This window comes from Microbulbifer sp. MI-G, from assembly GCF_030440425.1.
Lineage (GTDB): Bacteria > Pseudomonadota > Gammaproteobacteria > Pseudomonadales > Cellvibrionaceae > Microbulbifer > Microbulbifer spongiae.
The window spans coordinates 1,752,280-1,772,839 of the sequence record NZ_CP098023.1; the positions used below are offsets into that span (position 1 = coordinate 1,752,280).

Consider the following 20,560-nt stretch of genomic DNA (forward strand, 5'->3'; position numbering starts at 1 on the left):
ATGTTGGATTTTCGCAAGCCGCAAAAAAAGCGGATCGCACAGGCGATTCGCCAGGCGCAGCCAATCAATCATACCGCCCCCCTGTGGTGCAGCGCTGCGGTGGCCTGCCTGGCAATGACCGCCACGCCCGCCATCGCCCAGAGCGACGGAGAGGCCGATAGTAAAGCTATTGAAGAAATCACCGTTACCGCGCAGAAGATAGAAGAGAGCATCCAGGATGTGCCCATCGCTGTATCTGCCATTTCCGGCGACACCATGGGCGACCTGAAAGTAGAGCGCGGTGACGAACTGGTGCGCGCGGTGCCCAATGTGAATTTCTCCAAGGCCAACTTCAGTACCTACAATTTTGCCATTCGCGGAGTGGGTACCAAGGCTATCTCTGCCAGTACCGACCCGGCAGTGGCGGTGAGCTTCAACAATGCGCCCATGATCCGTAACCGTCTCTATGAGCAGGAATTTTTCGACGTACAGCGGGTGGAGGTGCTGCGCGGCCCGCAAGGTACCCTGTATGGCCGCAACGCCACCGCCGGGGTAGTGAATATGCTGCCGCAGATGCCGACGCCGGAGTTTGAATCGAATATCAAGGGAGAAGTGGGTAGTTATAATACGCGCCGTACCAGCGCTATGCTGAATGTGCCCCTGGGGGACACCCTGGCCATGCGTTTTTCCGGTGCCATGACAAAACGGGACGGCTATGACTACAACGCCTTTACCGATAATGACGTCAATGACCGGGATCTTTACTCCACCCGCGTTATCTTACAGTGGGAGCCCAGTGAAGCCTTTAGTGCAAACCTGATCTGGCAACACTTCGAGGAGGACGATAATCGCTCCCGCACCGGCAAGCAGCTCTGCAGCCGCGATCCGGGTCTGGATATGGTTGGCGATACCGAGGTCTCAGAACGCCTACGTCCGCAGTTCAGCCAGGGCTGTTTGCCTGGCTCCCTATATGATGAAGATGCCTATGGCGCTCCAAACGCCCGAAGCTTTGCTTTTACCCGGATTTTTGCCTTGGGTATAGGCGGAGATTTGGGTTGGACAGCAGCTCCGTCGGATGGTGGCGAGCCAGTTCCACTGTTCAAAACTGATATTGACCCCTATGGCAATGTTCAGCAATCCCGTGATTTACGGGAGATCAACACCAGCTACGATCCAGTGTTTCGCGCTGAAAATGATGTGGCGCAGTTGAATCTGGAGCTGGCCCTGGGGGATTCATTGCGGCTCTTTGCCCAATCAACCTATGCCAAGGATGACTACTATAGCTCCCAGGATTATAACCGTTATGTATCTGATGCGGTCTTTAATGATTCCGAGGGACTTTGGCGCTTAGCGGGAGAATGGGTTCAGAGCACAACTCCCGGAATCACGCCAGGAGGCATCTTTACCGACCCCCAGCTCGGCCCCTCAGACCGGATGCTGGCGGTGGATATCAGCCAGTCGGATAACAGCCAGTGGAGTCATGAACTGCGGTTGCAGTCCAGCTTTGATGGCCCGTTCAACTTCTCCCTGGGTGCCAACTACCTGGATTTTGAATCCCAGGACGACTACTACGTCTTTAACAATGTCTTTTCCTATATCGCTTATGTAATTTATAGCCCTGAGCGAGATGAGGATGGTTTTATTATCAAAGGCACCTGCGATGATGAGGAAACCGGTGAATGCATCTATGTTGACCCCAATCCTCTCGGGCAATTAAATGAAGAGGGGCACAACTATTTCCTTAGCCGCAACCTGGTCAAAACCCGTTCCAGTGCGCTTTTTGGTGAAACCTACTGGCAGATGACAGACGATGTCAAACTGACTGCCGGCCTGCGTTATACCGAGGACAAGAAAACCGCCACTCCCATCCCCAGCCAATTACTGCTGGGTACGCAGATAAATACCGTGACCGGTCCAAGGTCCGGAGCGTCTTCCGGCGGCAAGACGAGGCGTGGCTATCCCCAAGGGGAAGATATCGAACAGGAGTGGCAGGAGTATACCGGCCGGCTGGTACTGGACTGGCGTTCAGAGACCCCCTTTACGGACGAGACGCTCTTCTATGTTTCCTTTGCCCATGGCTATAAAGGTGGCGGCAGCAACCCGCCACGGGTGGATATCGACACGGAGGTAGTCCAGTACCAGCCGCTGGCCAATACCTTTGACCCCGAATTTGTCAATGCCTTTGAGTTTGGGGCCAAAAATACCCTCTTGGATGGCAGCTTGAACCTGAACGTTACCGCCTTCTACTACGACTACAAAGATTACCAGGTCTCGCAAATTGTGGACCGGATTTCCTTTAACGAGAATTTCGATACCGAAACCTGGGGCCTGGAGCTGGAGAGCGCCTGGCAAATCACCCCCAACACCCGTATGGATATGAACCTGGGCTATTTAAAAACCCGTATCGCTGACGGTGAGGAATCCATTGATGTGATGAACCGCACCCAGGGCAATGAGGACTGGGTAGTGGTACGCCCCGGTCTGCAGGTGCCCAGTAACTGTATTGCGCCGCGCTATCTGGTTGAGGATATCCTTAACTCCTTCTACCCAGATAAGGAATTGCCATTGGCACAAGTATGTGCTGGTTCAGAGAGATGGGGTACCTATACCTCTCCGGATTTTCAGAACCAAGACTCAAGATTCCCATGGAATCTGCTTTTGGGCTTGGGATATACTTATAATCCGCTCGAAGATGCTCCCAACGGCGGGCGTGGTTTTTCTGCCGACCTGAGCGGAAACGAGTTGCCCAATGCGCCGCGTTTTACCGCCAACCTGGGTCTGGAGCATGTAATCCAGGTAATGGATTGGGACCTGAAACTGCGTGCAGACTACTACCGCCAGGGAGAGAGTTATGCGCGGGTGTACAATACCGAGTATGACCGCCTGGAAGCCTGGAGCAACCTGAATGTATCGGCCACCTTTACCCAGCCGGAATGGGACCTGCAGATGCAGCTCTATGTAAAGAATGTATTTGACGATGCACCCATTACGGATTTCTTTACCAATAGCGATGATACCGGGCTTAGCGCCAATGTATTTACCCTGGACCCGCGCATTGTGGGTTTTAGCATCTATAAAGGCTTCTAAACAAGGTGGTTAAAATCGACTAACCGCCATTGGCCACGGTTACCCTGCCGTGGCCTTTTTCATTCATTTCCCGCCTCTCATCCGGGGGCCTCCGGTTCAGCCTGTTGCTTGACATCAAAAAATAAACCCAACAAGTGATTGGATTGCAGGATTAATTTTAGGTTTTGCCCAACTAGGGAAAATTAAAGGATATCTGAGGGGAGGGGTAAAGTATGCCGTCAAATTGGCATGGAGGATTGCCTGGAGTATCGACGGTAAGTATAGCCATATCAAAGGAAATTTCACCAGTAGCCTGTTCAAATACACTGCTTAGATCTCCAATACATTCGTATCCACCTGTCCAAACGCCCCATAATCTTACATTTTTTATTGTTACCGACTCTGGATCGCTAGCCGTTAATTCATATGGTAGATCCTCAACAACGGTGTAACAAAATCCTCCGATTATAGGCTCAATTGATAAAGAGGTGATAATTGCAGTAGAGCCATCCAGCCGTCCGCTACCGGATACTTCAGAAGAACAAAAAAATTGCCATTGTAATTCCAAATAACCCGAAAAGGTAAATTCCCCGGTTGGAGACCAAATTACGGCACAAGTCTGCCCTGAGAAGAAACCTAATAATGCCACTAAAGATAATTGTTTTATCATGATGTTATCTTTAAAAAAATAGAACATCTTTCAAAAGATAATAGAATTGCCGGAGAGCGAAAAATAAGACTGTTTAAGAATATCTACCTCACCCCGGAGGTTAATTACTAACTAGGGTGCATAGTAAAAAACGCCATCAACAGAAACTGCTGATGGCGCTCTTTAGCCGGGCTATCGATTGGCTACCCGGCACAGATAGCACAAACGACCATTAAAATGGGTCGTAACGAATGCCTCTAAGGGGTATAGGATACTGCCGGTGTGGTATCTACTTTGCCGTTAACCTTACAGGGGTTACCACCAGCTGGATTGGAGGGGATCTCTGCATTAGTAAACTCGATCACTCCGGTAGCCTGATCCAGAGTGCCAACCAGATCGCCCAAACAGTCACCGGTAATCCCCTGTACATCCACATTCTTGATGGTGACAACATCGTTGAGACCACCTTCCAGCTCATAGGGGAAATTAAAAAAGCCGACCAAGCCGCAAAGAGTACCGGTCAGTGACAGGGCATTGATTTCGGCATCCCCTGCAGCGTTGATAGTAGCCATACCATTCAGGGTACAAGATAGTTGAATACCCTTTTCTACTGTAAAGCCAGGTTGACTCAATAAGGTTGGTGTAGAGCTAGCGGGCGCCCAGGTCTCCGCATTGGCCAGCCCAGCAAAACCGGTGGCGGCGAGGGTAAGAGATACAGCAGTAAGAAATTTTTTCATGGTAATCATTCTCTCCAAGTTAGTAAGTGCACTACGCGGCACAAAGGATCATTGCCTGCGAGTACTGCCCGGCATTGGCCGGGTATCCTGCAGCCTAATTGCCCCAGGTGTCCGGGGCATGACAGCGTGATTGCAGCACAAGGAATTGCAAAATTTTTATATAACCTCAGTACAAAAAATCTACTTATATAACTATTGTGACAATCCATTGTTATTTGTGCAAAACACGCAGCCGTATCCTTATGCCGCTGCAGAAAACCACAGGCGCTTTAAGGCATTGCCCTTTAACGAAGGATATTAAACAAGCAGTGGTCCTATTGGTCTGTGAGTTTTCAGTAACTTAAGACGCGGTAAACCACCTGCAGGGGGGATAGCTGCGACAATTTGGCGTATTTTTTTTCATTTCACCGGAAAAATTAGATCCACGTTGGGTGTGAACACAGATTCTGCGTTGACTGCCAGTATCTGATTTTAGGGCTGAGCCGGGACATGAGGTAACGGTGGGCATGTGCTGTGATGGGATTTTTTGAGAAAGCTGATTTCTTACAAGGGTATTTCCGATACTCAGGATGCCGAATGCGTGTGGTATGGATATTTTTCTGTTTTTGACAGCGAGTGTAAGAGTAAGTAGTTACTTATTCCGATACTTTCCGGGGTGGTTATTGTCCAAAGAACGCCAATAAAGTCAGGTAAGTTCTTTCAGTTTCCCTGGTGTGCAGTGCGTATTGCTTCGATATCTATAGTTAATAGAAATCACACAGCTGAGTGACACAAAGAGTAGTTCCGCTTGGCTGGCCTATCGCAATACCATTACCTGCGGCCAGCCCGGTGTGATTTGTGAAAACAATTTCTACCAGCGCAGTGATTTGTTGTTAGCCGCTGATAATACCCTGAGTGATGCTGGCACTTTTACGGGAGCGCCCATTCCGGGGCCGGAAACTGCCAGACATTTTGTACAGCCATCTGGAAGAGGTTATTGCCGTTATCGAGAGCAACAAATTCCTGTCTGCCGATGGCAGCACCGATAATTTCGCCCTGTTCATCTAATAAAACACAATTGAATTTTATATCTCCCGAAGCGGCGTTAAAAATTGGATCGACGCTTTGAAAGCGAAGATATAGATTCCTGGGGTGATTGATACGAAAGTGATTGGTGCCCTGAACGAGGTAATCGCCGTCCACGGCAACGGTGCCCGGTGGTACTGATATCCCCATGGCCCCACCCCAGGACCCGGTTAAGGTGGAGCTGAGCCCCTGCGCCCCAACAAACATCACAAACTGCCGGTCATATACGATCTGGCCATTCTTTGCGATTTTCCGGTTGTCTCTGCCACTGATCGGTAAGTGGTAGGCACGGTAGTTATTTCTTGGGTCAAATACAGATTCCATCAGCAGGATGTTGCCGAAATCCGCAGAGCCGCTGGTTAAATCGATACCATAGCGCGCCTGAAAATAGTCAATGGCCAATTGCCTGCGCTCAAGTTTTTCTGTTTCACTGCGGCCCATGATCAGAGTGTCAAATTCATCCGGGGTCGGCGGGGTAAAGGATGGGTCGTCCGGGTCATAGATCCCGTTTGCCATCAGTAAAGCCGTGCCACCGGTAGGTGGATTGGGGTTTTCGTCGTTCTTTCCCGGAATGCCGTCGGCGACCGCCAGGGGAGAGAACCCGGTCAGATACAGCGCAAGTGCCAGTGAAGGCAGCAATGGCATGAGAAACTTCTTCATGGTGCACCCCTATCGTTGTTTGTGGTGATTGTGCAGAGGCGGGGGGCTGCCTCATCAACTGGAAAAGCGCATTCATATAGCACTTAGGTGGGGCTTTGTGCAGGCCCACTGTAACATTTTGGTGATGCCTTATGCGACTACTTTAGTCAATTGGAAGTGCATTTTGACGTATGTTCAGTCGTAAACTGACCAGGTTCCGGTTGGAGTTGAGTGGTCGGGCCAGAAGTGATTGCTGGAGATCTTTTGAGGATTATTACCCACCTTTATGTTTGCTGCTCAAAGAAATACATTGATCGTCAATATGGTGCAAATTGATTTTTAGTGGAATGGGGATTTGTTGACATTGGCCACATGGGGAAACACTGGATTTATTGAACACGGATTTACAGGGAGGATTGGCCTGGACACCATGGTTAGGTTCTGAGGTATTTCTGGTCCAGGGGCCTGCTTAGCGGGCTTCTTTACCCGATAATTTACAGGTGCAATAATAGTGCCTAGCAATCACTATTGGGAAATAGTTGTAGTGAGCACTGCTCCACCAAGATTCTAAAGTAGCAGTTTTCCACTCCATTCAATGCCTGTTCGGAGGCACTATGAAAACCGGGTCCCCTGAAATCATTCCCCTCAAGAGGGGGTTGCTCTACGTGGTTCTGGCCACAGCCCTTATCGTGTTAATCCCTTTAATCGCCATGCAGCTCATCCAGGAAATGCAGTGGGATATTGCCGATTTCATGATCCTGGGAGGGATAACCTTTGCCTTGGGCAGTTTATTCATTCTTGTTGCCAGGAAAATGCCGCGCAAAAAGTTGCTTATCGGTGTCATTTTCCTTTTGATTCTCTGCTATCTATGGGCTGAACTGGCAGTTGGGATTTTTACCCGCCTGGGCAGTTAGCGGGTGGTTTTTTACCAGGAGGAATCTGAATATCTGTGTGCCTCACTGAGACTGCGGGGAAAAGTGCTGGAAGAGCATTGAGGAAGATTGGGGTGCCACTCTATCCCAGTAGTGCCCAGTGCGAATTTGCAGGGTACTGTGAACGGCAGCCTGGTATTCTGTGGGTGCTGTGTAATAGCTGTTCCCGGAAAAAAGTAACGGAAACAGAAAACGCCCAAGCTGATGGACATACTGTAGTATTACTCATCGAGTACTCATCAATACAATGCCTGGGTAAGTTTTTCTATCCTGCAGAACACGCACTATTTCCTGCAGATGAAATCAACCTGCTTGCAGGATCGAAAGAAAAAAATTCCTCATGGCTATGCGTTCACATCTGAGCGCCAAAGCCTAGTGCCTGCGGCGCGAATATGCGCTTATTCTTCATCAAGACTTCACAGCCAGTGCTTGTGTTGCCGATCGCGGCTGTTAATATGACGCACGGGGACCGTCCCCCGCTTTTGATGGTAAGTGTCTGGATCCATATCTGGGAATTATTTTCGGAATACATTGTTGAGTAGTTTGAAAGTATAGGCTCTTTATTGTGTTTACCGATATCTGGCTTGTTCGGTTGGTTTTACAGTATTGACCGTTTCTGATTTATATCAATTCTGAAATCAATACATGCCGGAAAATTACTGTGCAGTGTAATACAGGTACCGGTTGCCAGCCCCTGGAGAAGACATAGCTGGCATTGCGGTCGTATTTTCGGAATAACAGCGCAATAACTACCGGAAGTTTTGATTGATAACCCAATAAATACCAAATGCCTGTTTATGCAGCATGGGCTTGATTTGTCCCGGCGTCGGTCCAGCGCTGATCACTCTATGGATTTTTGAGTCACCAATTGACCTACTATAAGGAGATAGTAATGAGGATATTGCGTTTTCTTTCAACAATTGCCACGGGGTTGTTATTGAGCCTGAGTGGTACTTGTATTCTGGCACAGACCTTTCACGCCACCATGGTGATTGACCGCAGTGGCTCCATGACAGCCACAACAATGCGTAATGGTATCGCCAGTACTCGCTGCAAAGATGCCCTGTCTGCTGCCAAGGACAAAATCAACAACAGTCTTGTGGGAGGTACACAGATTAGCGTATGGACCTTCCAAAACAGTACCTATACCAATCGTACCGGTGGCTTTGTTTCCAAGACCAATGCCATACAGGCCATAGACCTGTTGGCCGCACAGAGCTGCTCGGGTACCACGCCACTGGCACACACGGTCTGCTCTGCCATCGATGACCTGGCGCTGGCCACACCGCTGCTCTACCGCACACTGTGGGTCCTCACCGATGGCGAGGAAAATTCCAGCGCGGGGCTCAGTTGTGGGGGATCGAGTGACGCTGACGGTGTGGAGCCCTGGGAGACCCTGAGTTGGCAGGGCAGGGTTTGGCATGAATTATTCCCTTCAGATACACCGCCCTATCAGACCGCGGGAGCCGGCGTAGCGACTGTGCCTATCTATTTCGGGGTTTTTGGCGATTATATCGGCCTGTCCCGTTACAGTGAGCCTGTGGCCCTGGCCGGTGATACACCGGCGGTCTCCTTCAGTCATCAATTCGCACCCGGTGATGCGGGTGGCCTGTTCAACACCATGGCCGCGGCCTCTGGCGGTTACGTTGCACTTATTGATGACTCGGCCAGCATCCCCACGACTTCCCGTTTTGATGTGAATGGGGATGGATGCGTGGACCAGAATGACCTGATAAAAATGCTGCCCTACCTGGGCAAGCGGGTGCCCGATGCTCCCGCATCGCTGGATGTGAATGGGGATTTTGTCGTAAACACCCGCGATTACAATCTGGTCACTGCTAATTCCGGGTTGGGCTGCAAATAGCATGGGTGGCTCACGGGTGTATTCCTGAGCCTGGTTGTGCACCCGGCAGCCAAGCCTGACCGGTTTGGCTGCCGCTTTTCCGCCGGTGCAACTGTGGGTTTGCCCGCTGTTCAGGGGTGTGCGCAGACCGGCGACAGGCATTGCCGTTTCGGGTGTCGTTTAACCCCAGCGTCTATCGGCGTGCGGATAAAGAGTGCCGATTGAAGGCCCACTTTGAGCTTGCGAAAAGCGAAAGACAGTCGGTTGGACTTGTCAGGTTTCCTGCCTGGGCTGCGTTTCCTGCGGCAGATCATTGCAAACAGTACAGTGCATCCCTTTTCGGAAATAGTAAACGCGAATCACGGCAAAGAGTGCGACTGAGGCCAGTGACCACAGGATGCCAAACTCCACTGCATATGCCAGCCCTCTTCCCTTCCAGTATTGAATACCGGCGAGCATAAGAAAGGTCATTGGGATTGCAAAAGCATATTGCACACTCCATTTTTTTACAGGCATGTAACCCCCTGATAGGAATTGATGCATAAAAGCCACAGTGGCAGGTAACCACTAGGCTGCCCAGGGGTGCTTCTGAGCGTGTAGAATGACTGCACCGGTTGGGGTAATCCTACCACACCACTCAAATCACGCCAGTTAACCCGGTTGCGCTGAAAGGGGTGATTGGGCTATAGGTGCAGTCTGTGGGGTATCCTCGAGGGCCATCCATCCGGTCTTTAAACCTGTCTCCTCCCGCCAGTAAAATACCGCCTATCAGAAGGAGTATTTTCTCGGCCGGAGCGGGGATTTGAATACCTGCTCCAGCCCTTTATCGTAGCCGGGATTCACCACTGTGCCGTGGTTCTCACGGTCGAAAATGCGCTTGTGCAGGCTAAGGCTGTTATAGTTGCGGGATTCAAGACGCTGGAGCATATCCCCGAAATCCCGCACGCCACACACGGACATGTCGTCCACGCAAGTCTCTTCGCCGCCGATAAAGAGATACACACTTTTGGGCAGATCAGAATGCCGCTCCGCATACGCCACTTCACTCTCCAGGATTTGCTTCCCGGCCCACCAGATACTGGGACTGCCAATGACATAGCGATCAAAACTGTCGGTGTGATTGAACAGGGTGTGCAGGGCGAACAGCCCCCCCAGGGCATGGCCGGCGACTGTCTCGTCGTTTTCATCCCCCATAAACGCATTATTGATAAAGGGTTTTAACTCTTTCTGGATAAATTCCAGGAAGCGGTCTGCGCCACCACCTAACAGGGCACCCTGAATTTCCCCCGGTACGGGGGTGAAATCGGTCAGGCGCATCCTGAGGCTGCTACTGTCGATTGGGTGGGAAATGCCAACGAGAATCACTGGCGGTATTTTTGCCTTTCCCCGTGCATCCGGTATCTGCTCCTGAATCAGGTTGGGGGCGGTCATCGGGAAGTGCATAAAGCCATCGGTCATATAGATGACCGGGTATCGGGTATTGGCTTCGGGATTATAGGTTAGAGGCAGTAACACATCGATCACGAACCCCCGCTCCAGAAGTTCGGAATGAAAGTGGTAAGACAGGATGCCCTGACGTGTAAACGGGGTGGGTTCGGCAGTACCCGCCTGAACTAATTGTGCTGCCAGGGCCATCAGGACCAGTATCCATAAGCCAATTATTTTCATTTTTATCCCACCATCAGTCAGCATGATGACCTTGGTAATCAGTATGCCGGCCGGGTTTATCCGTGTGCCTACCTGCCTTAGAGGGCTGTCAAGACTCATAAGCCTATCAGATGGACTATGACAACGGCTACCTGGCAGTGTGTTTCCTGTCGCAAAGATGTGTAAATACGTCTCAAGTGGAGAAAAGCCATGTATCGGTGGGCTAAAGGCAGGCTTATGCCTACTTTAATATATGCGGTACCAGCAGGGGGGTACGTTGGTAACTCAGCCATCAGTGTCAAGTCGGGGTGGGGGGCAACAGTAATCCTGTTGCCCGACCAGTCAATACGCGGGGTTTGCACTTTTGCGGCATGCCTTCTTTTTGAAAGGAAACTATTATGGCAGTCACACTGGCTCTCGATGTTTACGGCACGCTGATCAATACCCACGGCGTTGTCGCTATCCTTGCGGAATGGATAGGTCCCAAGGCCAATACGTTTAGCGGTACATGGCGGGAGAAGCAGCTTGAATATGCTTTTCGCCGCGGGCTAATGCAGATCTACGAACCTTTTTCCCGATGTACAAGCGATGCATTGGAATATACCTGCCGGTTTTACCGTATCCAGCTGACAAAAGAACAGAAAAAGAGAATCATCGACAGTTACCTGATGCTGCCCGCCTTTGAGGATGTAGCGCCCGCCCTGGCAGCGCTGGATAAAAGGGGAGTACAGATGACTGCTTTTTCAAATGGAGAGGAAAAAGCAGTGGAATCGCTGCTCAGGCACGCCGGCCTGCGCGATTATTTTCAAGCTATTGTGAGCTGCGATTGTATCAGGACCTTTAAACCCGATCCGGCAGTTTACAGTTACCTTATGCGCAAAACCCGCGTGCTGGCGAAAAATCTCTGGCTGGTCTCTAGCAATCCTTTTGATGTTATTGGAGCTATGTCTGCGGGTCTGCAAGCGGTATGGGTCAAGCGCTCGCCGGAGGCCGTTTTTGATCCCTGGGGATTAGCGCCCACAAAAGTGGTCACGGATTTGTGCGGTCTTGAATCAATCGTTTGAGGTAGTGATTGCCGATTGCAACGCGCTTTCCCTGTCATGATCTCACCGGGGCCGGGGTTTCCCATTTACCCAGAATTCAGTCCCTCTCGCCGACAATGTGTCTGTCGCTTGTTGCAGCTTTGCCGCGAAGGCTGCATTTTCTCGTACTGGCGCTGGTGCTGAAGGTCACAATCCCATGCCCGCCGCATCGACTCGTGGATTGTTGTTTCTGTAACGGAGGCATGCAGTGAGCCCAGCGGCCGAACACCTGAAAGCCTGCCCGTAAGCCGCGTGCTGCCGGTGTCTTGCACTGAGAGAAACGGTTGTTGTGTCGGTGGTAAAAAAACAGTTAGGAGAGACGCGATGCCATTGCCCAGGCGCAAACTTTTGGGGGTATTGTTTTGCAGTGTGATTTTGGCCGGTTGCAAGCACGAAGGGCTGAACCGGACTGAGACGACGACTGCAGCAAATGGCACTGCGTCGGAGATCTCCGTATGGCCTGCGCTGCCACCGGCACTGCCTGCTGACCCGGCGCTGGAGGCGCGCATTTCCGGGTTGATGGCGCAGATGTCCATCGAAGAAAAGGTGGGCCAGCTGATCCAGGCCGAGATCAAATACACCACCCCCGAAGATGTCAGGAAGTACCATCTGGGATCGGTGCTCAATGGCGGCGGCACCTACCCGGACAATAATAAATTCGCTACACCGCAGGACTGGCTCGCATTATCCGCGGCTTTTTTCGCGGCTTCCATGGATACCAGTGATGGCGGGGTTGCTATCCCCATTATTTGGGGCAGCGATGCGGTACACGGGCACAACAATATCGTCGGTGCGACTCTCTTTCCCCACAATATCGGCCTGGGCGCGGCCCGAGATCCGGACCTGATCCGTCGCATCGGTGTGGCCACTGCCCGTGAGGTGGCGGTAACCGGTATCGGCTGGACATTTGCCCCTACGGTTGCGGTGGTGCGCGATGACCGCTGGGGCCGCACTTATGAAAGTTATTCCGAGGATCCGGCGGTGGTGCAGGCTTACGCAGAGGCCATGGTCAAGGGCCTGCAGGGTGAGAAAAGTGATAGCGACTTCCTGCGGGGTGAGCATCTCGTTGCCACCGCCAAACATTTTGTAGGTGACGGCGGTACCATGCGGGGTATTGACCGCGGAGACAACCAGGTGTCCGAGAGCGAGCTGGCCAAGGTGCATGGGGCAGGGTATCTGGGTGCGCTTCCAGCAGGGGTACAGACAGTAATGGCCTCCTTCAACAGCTGGCGAGGCGAGCCTTTGCATGGCCACAGTTACCTGTTGACCGATGTACTGAAAGGACAGCTCGGATTTGATGGATTTGTCGTGGGTGACTGGAATGGCCATCGCTTCGTGCCCGGCTGTACTGTAGACAGTTGCGCGGCAGCGATCAATGCGGGCCTGGATATGTTCATGGTGCCGTCGGATTGGAAAACGCTCTATGAGAACACCCTGGCGCAGGCCAGGCGCGGTGAGATTCGCCCCGAGCGCCTCGATGATGCCGTGCGGCGTATCCTGCGGGTAAAAATCCGCGCAGGCCTGTTCGAGCGCCAGCGACCGTTGGCTGGCAGGAGCGGTGTTCTGGGCAGTGCAGAACATCGCGCAGTGGCCCGCGAGGCGGTGCGCAAATCGCTGGTGCTGTTAAAAAACAACAACAACCTGTTACCACTCTCACCCGCACAGAGCGTGCTGGTAGCCGGTGATGGAGCGCACAACCTGTCCAAACAGACCGGTGGCTGGACTATTTCCTGGCAGGGCACCGGCAATACCCGTGAAGACTTCCCCGGCGCGACCACAATTTTTGAGGGCATCCAGGCACTGGTCAAAGCTGCCGGTGGTGAAGTGGTGCTGAGTGCGCGTGGCGAATTCGACAGCACTACTTTTACCCATGGTGGCAGGCCCGATGTGGCCATTGTCGTATTCGGTGAAGAGCCCTATGCGGAATGGCACGGCGACCTGGCCAGCCTGGAGTATCAGCTCGGCAGCAACAGCGATCTGGCGCTGTTGCAAGCCCTGCGTAAACAGGGGATTCCTGTGGTTAGTATCTTCCTGTCCGGCCGCCCGCTCTGGGTCAATAGGGAGTTGAATGCTTCGGATGCCTTTGTCGCCGCCTGGCTGCCGGGTTCCGAGGGCGCGGGAGTGGCCGATGTGCTGTTCACCGGCCCCGAAGGCGGAAGACCATACGGCTTCAGCGGTACATTGCCGTTCAGCTGGCCGCACTATGTGCACCAGACAGTGCTGAATCCCTATCACCCGGACTACGAGCCGCTGTTCCCATTGGGCTACGGATTGCGGGATGGTGCAGAGTCCCTGGTGAGTAACACCCTCACAGAAGAAGGGGATACCTATCCCGACGGGGCACTGGAAGATGCCTGGCTGATGGTGTCGCGCCCGCGCGCGCCCTGGAAACTGCTGATTGTCGAAGAGCAGCAGGTACCGGTGGCCGTTGCCGGTAACCGGTCCAGCAGTGGCCCTGACACCAATATTACTGTGGCCGCTATCGACCGTGAGTCTCAGGAGGATGCGCGCCAGATTCGCTGGAAAGGCCTGCGCCCGGGGGCGGTATGGCTCGCTGCCGAGAGGCCCCAGGACCTGAGTCATTATCTAAAGGAGCGCGCGGCGCTGATACTGGATGTCCGTGTCGACCGCAAGCCCGAGCACCCGGTGCGCGCTGGTATCGCTTGTGGTCCGGACTGCGCGGCTGAACTGCCATTGCAAACCGCACTGGCAAAACTGCAACCTGGCAGCTGGTCAACGCTCTCCATCGACCTGCAGTGCTTTGCTGCCGAGGGAGCGGATTTCAGCCGGGTTTCGGGTGCTTTATCGATCGCCAGTGAGGGCGCTCTCGAGTTGGCGGTTGCCAACGTCAAATATGTGCCGGGCGCCGCCGACCGTGCAGTGATCTCTTGCGGAGGTTGAAGGTGCTGAGATGCCGGTGTGCCGCTGGCTGTGAACTGGTACGAACTTCTTATAACGCGGCGATGCCTTATCGCGGTGGTAAGGGTGGCAACGATCCGCGGGATGGATTGCCGGGTAAAGAAAAAACGGTTTTGCAGGAAGAAAGTATGAAACAGTCCCGATTGGCCAGCACAACCATCTCGGCCACAGCATTGGCTCTGGCTTTCGCCACAGCGCAGGCGGCGACGTCTGTGGAGGAGAGAGTCCGCGGGCTTGTGCACAAGATGACGCTGGCGGAAAAGATCGGTCAAATGACCCAGGCCGAACGTCAGCACGCCACTCCGGAGGACGTCAAAACCTATTATCTCGGTGCGATTCTCAACGGCGGCGGTTCCATTCCCAAGGAAAACCGTCGCAGTGACTGGGTTGAGATGATCCGGGACTACCAGGCGGCAGCTGGTGGCACCCGCCTTGGCATTCCGATCCTGTATGGTGCCGATGCAGTGCACGGTCATAACAATGTGTTGGGAGCCACCATCTTTCCCCACAATGTTGCCCTGGGTGCAACCCGCAATCCGCAGTTGGCGCGTGCTATTGCCGCGGCCACGGCAAGGGAAGTGGCGGCCACCGGTATTCACTGGACTTTTGCCCCCACCCTGTGTGTGGCCCGTGATGACCGCTGGGGGCGCGCCTATGAGTGCTTTGGTGAGGATCCGGAGCTGGTGTCAGCCTTCGCGGGGCCTTTCATCCGGGGATTACAGGGGGAGCGGCTCGACGGCAACAACCTGGCGGCCGACAAAGTACTCGCCACCGCCAAGCACTGGGTCGCCGATGGCGGTACCACTTACGGTACCGGTGATGAGGGCTATGCGATTGACCGCGGCGATACGCGACTGGGCGCGGACAGTCTGCGCGCAGTGCATATCGCCCCCTACCTGCCGGCACTTAAGGCCGATGTGGGCAGCGTGATGGTGTCTTACAGTAGTGTCAATGGCACCAAGATGCATGAGCACAAGGCGCTGGTAACCGGTACCCTCAAGAGAGAGCTCGGCTTTGCCGGTATCACACTCTCCGACTGGTCGGCACTCGGCGAGATTCCCGCCGAGACCAACCGCGCGCGTATTGTTCGCGCTGTTAATGCCGGCCTGGATATGGTGATGGAGCCGGAGAAATGGCGGGACTTTATCACCGACCTCACCGCAGCGGTCGAAGCCGGTGAAGTGTCCATGGCGCGTATCGACGAGGCGGTAACGCGCATCCTGACCACCAAATTTCGGGCCGGACTGTTCGAATGGCCGCTACCGCCACTGGCCACGGCGCCGGATGCAGACCATCTGATCGGGCATCCGGCACATCGCGACCTGGCGCGACAGGCGGTGCGCGAGTCTCTGGTATTGCTGAAAAATGCAGGCGGGTTGTTGCCGCTGGACAAAAAGGCAAAGATTTTTGTCGCGGGGGATCATGCCGACAACATAGGCCTGCAATCCGGTGGCTGGACCATTGAATGGCAGGGTAAGCGCGGCAGTATCACCCGCGGCACGACTATCCTCGATGGTATCCGCGCGCTGGCGGAGCGGGAAGTCACCTACAGTCCCACGGGGGAGGGGGCTGCCGGGCACGATGTCGCCCTTATTGTAGTGGGGGAGGAGCCCTATGCAGAGGGTATGGGGGATTACCGCCCGCTGCCCTGCAGTAAATGCCAACCCATCACACTCGCGAAATCCCAACGCGAAATGCTTGCGCGGGTGCAGGTCAGTGGGGTTCCCATGGCGGTTGTGATTCTTTCCGGGCGGCCGCTGATGATTGCCGAGGATATTGGGTCCTGGCAGGCTGCGGTTGCCGCCTGGTTACCCGGCAGTGAGGGCGCGGGGGTGGCCGATGTACTCTTTGGCGAGCAGGCGCCATCCGGCAAGCTGCCGGTGACCTGGCCGAAAAGTCTGGCACAGTTGCCCATCAATACCGGGGATGCGAAGTACGATCCGCTGTTTCCCTACGGCTTCGGTCTGACTTACGGCGCCCCAAGCAGTATCCGCTAAGCGGGGGATGCCCGGCAAAAAAATCCTGTGGACTGAAACCCGCACCACCTCCGGAGGCAGGGTTTTGCGGCCGGGTAAACTCGCTTCTTTTGGTTGTAAACACCTTTTGCCTTTGCGAAAAGCTGTCATTGAGTGGATAATTTCTGGGTGTCTGCAGAAGAAGCCACCTGTAGTCTGGAATGGGCAGGCAGAACTATTCTCCGTGGTTAAAACGGGATTCTCGTTTTCAGTAATCGGCTGTATCCTGTGTGGCCACCGGGCAAGTATAAGCCGCATCATTTATCCAAAGAAGAAAGCAAATGCTCCACTCTTTTTCCTGTACAGATTTTACTCTTGGCCATCTTTTTGGTTTCAACTTTTTCTTTCAGTGCTGAAAATCATAAAGATAAAATCATCATAGGGGAAAGTGCCCGTTTACATTCAGATATATTAGGTGAAGAAAGAACAGTATACATTTCTCTGCCATCAAATTATCACCGAAACATACACAGTTATCCTGTGATTATTGTTATGGATGCCGAATATTTGTTTGAAGCTGCAAACGCAATCGTAAAACCCAAAACTAACCACTGGCATTATTGCGGATTCAAACGACACTTTGGGCCAAAATTTTATACCCAGTCTATTTTGTCAATACGCAAGCAGTAGCCAGAAAGTCGCCTCTTACATAATTCTAACGCTTCAATCAATCGGTGCTTTAGCGTTTAACTGCATGGAATTGTTATACCCTTTTATACATATGAAATATGCCCGTACAATTAATATAATTTGTAATGGGCCGCGCGCTAATAGATAAATAGGTCCCCATTGATGCCCGCCAAGACCAGTACCATTTAGTGCTGTATAAATATTTGCTGGAAAAAAACCAACAAAAATTACAATTGCAAGCCTTGCAGCAAGGATTTGATATTTTGGCATAAAAAGAGCAACACCTATCAATAACTCAATCAACCCAGTGAGATAGACTGTCGCTAAACGAAAAGGAACCCAAGACGGTAACATTTCCACCATTCCTTCCGTTTTGACAAGATGCCCTACGAAGAAGAATATAAAGGCTATTCCTAACCTCCAATAGGCATACTTTTTAAAATTTAGAGAATTGTTTCTGGAGTTTGAATAAACAAAGGCTAAACCAAACGGGCTGAACAACTGTAATAGAATGATTGTTGGAGTTACCATGGCTCCCCCATGAGATCATAAATTAAATATTCTCAACTAATGCGCTCAAAATTTCGAAGTGTGGTGAAATGAGGTGTTCAGAGAGTAATTTTTAGAAATGCTCTTTTCTCTATTTGCTATACTTCAAGATTGTTATCAGCACATTCCAGAATGGAGATAAGAATGAGAGAGTATGAGATGATTGTCGACGGTGATATCATGAATTCAGGCATGGCCGGCGCCCTTTATGATGGCGCTTTTCGCATGGCATCCGGGGAGCCGATTCCTATTACAGATAAGGCCACTGGTGACGTACTTTTTGAAGGCGGCATCGCAACGCCAGAAGACGTAACAATTGCCTGTGAAAAAGCCGCAAACGCACAGGAGGCATGGGCGGAAGTACTGCCTGTTAAACGTGGTGACATACTGCGTCGGTTTGCTCAGCTCTGTGAAGAACATGCGGATGAAATCAGCAAATGGATTATCCGTGAAAGCGGAGCGACCCAGGTCAAAGCTCAGTTCGAAGTAACGGCAACGGTGCGTGAAGCGGTCGAAGTCGCTTCATTCACCGGGCAGCCTTCGGGCTATATTCTGGCAAGTGAACATTCCCAGTCCAGTTATGCCCGCCGTGTGCCTTTGGGTGTGGTTGCGGCAATTACACCGTGGAATTCACCGTTCATTTTGGCCGCCCGCGTTGTGCTGCCCGCACTTGCGATGGGCAATGCCTGTGTCTTGAAACCTGACCATCAAACCCCGGTTTGTGGGGGATATCTGATGGCCAAACTGCTCGAAATGGCCGGCGTCCCCCAAGGGGTGCTGGCAGTTTTACCGGGTGGTGGAGATATTGGCGCTGCGATTGTTGAAAACCCCCATGTAAAAATGGTTTCTTTTACAGGCTCTACCGAAACCGGACGTAAGGTTGGCGCAGCGGCCGGGCAGAATCTTAAACGCGTGGCGCTGGAACTGGGTGGTGACAACGCGGCAATTATCTTCGAAGACGCGGATCTTGACGCAGTGGCTTCGGCGGTGGCTTTCGGCGCATTTTTCCATCAGGGTCAGATTTGTTTCACTATCGGGCGTCTGTTTGTGCAGGACACGATTGCAGCAGAATACATCCGCAAACTGACAGAAAAGACCAAAATGCTGAATGTTGGTAATCCCGCCATTGATCGCTGTGATCTCGGCCCGGTCTTCAACGAAACCCAAGCTGCCCGCGCCGAAACCATTATGAATGCGTCGATCAAAATGGGCGCGACAGTGCTTGCAGGCGGTAAACGCGATGGGCTCAATTTCACACCGACAGTGCTGGGCAATGTAACCAGGGATATGCCCATCTACAAGGAAGAGACCTTCGGCCCGATTGCCCCTGTCCTGACGTTTAAAACCGAAGAGGAAGCCATCGCTTTGGCCAATGACTCGGAGTACGGATTGGTCGCATCCATCTTTACCGCAAACCAGGCCCGCGCCATGAACATGAGTAAAAAGCTGAAAACCGGCATTGTTCATATCAACAACCAGACCGTAAATCATGAAGTGTTCGGCCCGATCGGCGGTATGGGTGCTTCGGGTAATGGCGCTCGCTCTGGTGGCCCCGGTGCAATGGAGGAGTTTAGCCAGTGGCAATGGGTAACCGTCCACGACAAGGTGCCGGAATATTCGTTCTTATCGCAGGAAAAACAGGGTAGCTGATATGCAGATAACCGCCGCTGTTGTGCGCAAAAAAAACGGCCCGTTCACCCTTGAACCGTTGGAGCTCGATCCGCCCTCGGAAGGGGAAGTTCTGGTTCGAATCGCAGCCTGCGGTATCTGTCGTGCAGACCTGAGTGTTCGTGATCAGCACTACCCAACCCCTTTGCCGGTTGTACTAGGGCACGAGGGGGCCGGTGTGGTCGAGGGGGTTGGCAAGGGCGTTAAGACGGTTTCTGTGGGAGACCATGTTTTGATGACATTTGCCTTCTGTGGACAATGTCCAAGCTGTGCTCTCGGGGTGATCGCTACGTGCTGGCACCATATGGAAATGAACTTTTCCGGCAAGCGCTATTCCGGCCATGACTGGAGCATCCCTGCCCCATTGTTTCAGTACGATGCGAATGGGGGTGTACGCGAACAAATTAATGGTGCCTTCTTTAATCAGTCGGCTTTTGCCACCCATGCCATTGCAACAGAAGCCAACGTGGTGGTTATAGACAAGAGCGCTGACCTGCAAACACTGGCGCCTTTAGGTTGCGGGTTCCAGACCGGGGCGGGTGCAATCATGAATGTATTGCGTCCGGAAGTCGGTGCATCGCTGCTGGTTACTGGAGCGGGAAGTGCTGGCCTCGCGGCTGTAATGGCTGCAAAAATTATTGGCTGTGACCCGATCATTATTCTGGATACGGTGGATAGCAAACTGAGGCTTGCGCTGGACCTTGGGGCAACGCATGTTATCAATGGGTCCAAAACAAAGGATGCTGTGTCTGCCGTCAAGACGATTTGCCCCCATGGTGTTGCCTATGCAATTGAGGGCACAGGCAATCCCGCTGTATTCAGAAATACTGTGGATGTGTTGCAGCCCACAGGGGTTTGTGGGCTGATAGGCGGTGCGCCACAAGGCACAGAAGTTGCCTTCGATATGACCCATCTGCTCTTCGGACGAACAGTTAAGGGCATTCTTCAAGGTGGCAGCCGACCCAAGTCGTTCTTACCAAAGTTGACCAAATTGCATCAACAGGGTCGCTTTCCGATTGAGAAATTAATTGCGCACTATGAGTTTAGTAATATCGAGGCTGCAGTTGATGCTTTGAGTACAGGGCACGTGATCAAGCCCGTGCTCACCATGCAGTAGGGGGAGTATTTTAAGCATGCGTT

The 20,560-nt window shown here is 52.6% G+C and carries 15 protein-coding genes; 9 read left to right on the forward strand and 6 right to left on the reverse strand.

Annotated features, from left to right (window positions below; genetic code table 11):
• Positions 1 to 3,066 (forward strand): TonB-dependent receptor, encoded by a 3,066-nt coding sequence (locus M8T91_RS07530; protein WP_301418354.1) that lies wholly within the window; start codon positions 1 to 3, stop codon positions 3,064 to 3,066.
• Positions 3,067 to 3,238: 172 nt separating this feature from the next.
• Here the strand turns inward: M8T91_RS07530 and M8T91_RS07535 are convergent, their stop codons facing one another.
• The 3 genes from M8T91_RS07535 to M8T91_RS07545 all read right to left on the reverse strand — a co-directional run bounded on the left by M8T91_RS07535 (position 3,239) and on the right by M8T91_RS07545 (position 6,156).
• Positions 3,239 to 3,715, reverse strand: coding sequence for a PraA/PraB family alkane oxidation protein activator (locus M8T91_RS07535; protein WP_301418356.1), 477 nt, complete (start codon positions 3,713 to 3,715; stop codon positions 3,239 to 3,241).
• Between the two features lie 236 nt (positions 3,716 to 3,951).
• On the reverse strand, positions 3,952 to 4,431 hold the full coding sequence (locus M8T91_RS07540; protein ID WP_301418358.1) for a PraA/PraB family alkane oxidation protein activator: 480 nt from the start codon (positions 4,429 to 4,431) through the stop codon (positions 3,952 to 3,954).
• A 909-nt stretch (positions 4,432 to 5,340) separates the two neighbouring features.
• On the reverse strand, positions 5,341 to 6,156 hold the full coding sequence (locus M8T91_RS07545) for a hypothetical protein (RefSeq protein ID WP_301418360.1): 816 nt from the start codon (positions 6,154 to 6,156) through the stop codon (positions 5,341 to 5,343).
• A 593-nt stretch (positions 6,157 to 6,749) separates the two neighbouring features.
• Between M8T91_RS07545 and M8T91_RS07550 the strand changes: the two genes are divergently transcribed.
• Entirely contained in the window at positions 6,750 to 7,049 is a 300-nt protein-coding gene (locus M8T91_RS07550) for a hypothetical protein (RefSeq protein ID WP_301418362.1), read from the forward strand.
• A 910-nt stretch (positions 7,050 to 7,959) separates the two neighbouring features.
• Entirely contained in the window at positions 7,960 to 8,931 is a 972-nt protein-coding gene (locus tag M8T91_RS07555) for a dockerin type I domain-containing protein (protein ID WP_301418364.1), read from the forward strand.
• Between the two features lie 252 nt (positions 8,932 to 9,183).
• Here the strand turns inward: M8T91_RS07555 and M8T91_RS07560 are convergent, their stop codons facing one another.
• Together M8T91_RS07560 and M8T91_RS07565 are read right to left on the reverse strand one after the other, a co-directional pair.
• The gene (locus M8T91_RS07560) at positions 9,184 to 9,426 is read right to left on the reverse strand and encodes a hypothetical protein (protein WP_301418366.1); all 243 of its coding nucleotides are present in this window, start codon (positions 9,424 to 9,426) and stop codon (positions 9,184 to 9,186) included.
• A gap of 252 nt (positions 9,427 to 9,678) precedes the next feature.
• Positions 9,679 to 10,578, reverse strand: coding sequence for an alpha/beta hydrolase (locus M8T91_RS07565; protein WP_301418368.1), 900 nt, complete (start codon positions 10,576 to 10,578; stop codon positions 9,679 to 9,681).
• A 377-nt stretch (positions 10,579 to 10,955) separates the two neighbouring features.
• On the opposite strand from M8T91_RS07565, the gene M8T91_RS07570 reads away from it, so the two are divergent.
• The 4 genes from M8T91_RS07570 to M8T91_RS07585 all read left to right on the forward strand — a co-directional run bounded on the left by M8T91_RS07570 (position 10,956) and on the right by M8T91_RS07585 (position 17,203).
• Positions 10,956 to 11,621, forward strand: coding sequence for a haloacid dehalogenase type II (locus M8T91_RS07570; protein WP_301418370.1), 666 nt, complete (start codon positions 10,956 to 10,958; stop codon positions 11,619 to 11,621).
• A 342-nt stretch (positions 11,622 to 11,963) separates the two neighbouring features.
• On the forward strand, positions 11,964 to 14,540 hold the full coding sequence (locus tag M8T91_RS07575; protein WP_301418372.1) for a glycoside hydrolase family 3 protein: 2,577 nt from the start codon (positions 11,964 to 11,966) through the stop codon (positions 14,538 to 14,540).
• 146 nt (positions 14,541 to 14,686) lie between these two features.
• A complete protein-coding gene (locus M8T91_RS07580) occupies positions 14,687 to 16,555 on the forward strand; it encodes a glycoside hydrolase family 3 protein (protein ID WP_301418374.1) in 1,869 nt (622 codons plus the stop codon).
• A gap of 246 nt (positions 16,556 to 16,801) precedes the next feature.
• Entirely contained in the window at positions 16,802 to 17,203 is a 402-nt protein-coding gene (locus tag M8T91_RS07585) for an alpha/beta hydrolase (RefSeq protein ID WP_301418376.1), read from the forward strand.
• 33 nt (positions 17,204 to 17,236) lie between these two features.
• On the opposite strand, the gene M8T91_RS07590 is transcribed toward M8T91_RS07585, so the two are convergent.
• Complete coding sequence (locus M8T91_RS07590; RefSeq protein WP_301418378.1) at positions 17,237 to 17,734, reverse strand: DoxX family protein; 498 nt, start codon at positions 17,732 to 17,734, stop codon at positions 17,237 to 17,239.
• 162 nt (positions 17,735 to 17,896) lie between these two features.
• Here M8T91_RS07590 and M8T91_RS07595 point away from each other — a divergent pair, with 162 nt between their 5' ends.
• Together M8T91_RS07595 and M8T91_RS07600 are read left to right on the forward strand one after the other, a co-directional pair.
• Complete coding sequence (locus M8T91_RS07595) at positions 17,897 to 19,402, forward strand: aldehyde dehydrogenase family protein (protein ID WP_301418380.1); 1,506 nt, start codon at positions 17,897 to 17,899, stop codon at positions 19,400 to 19,402.
• Between the two features lie 22 nt (positions 19,403 to 19,424).
• Positions 19,425 to 20,537 carry an NAD(P)-dependent alcohol dehydrogenase gene (locus M8T91_RS07600; RefSeq protein ID WP_301418382.1) on the forward strand — a complete coding sequence of 371 codons (1,113 nt, stop codon included), beginning with the start codon at positions 19,425 to 19,427 and terminating at the stop codon, positions 20,535 to 20,537.
• The last annotated feature ends 23 nt before the right edge of the window (positions 20,538 to 20,560 follow it).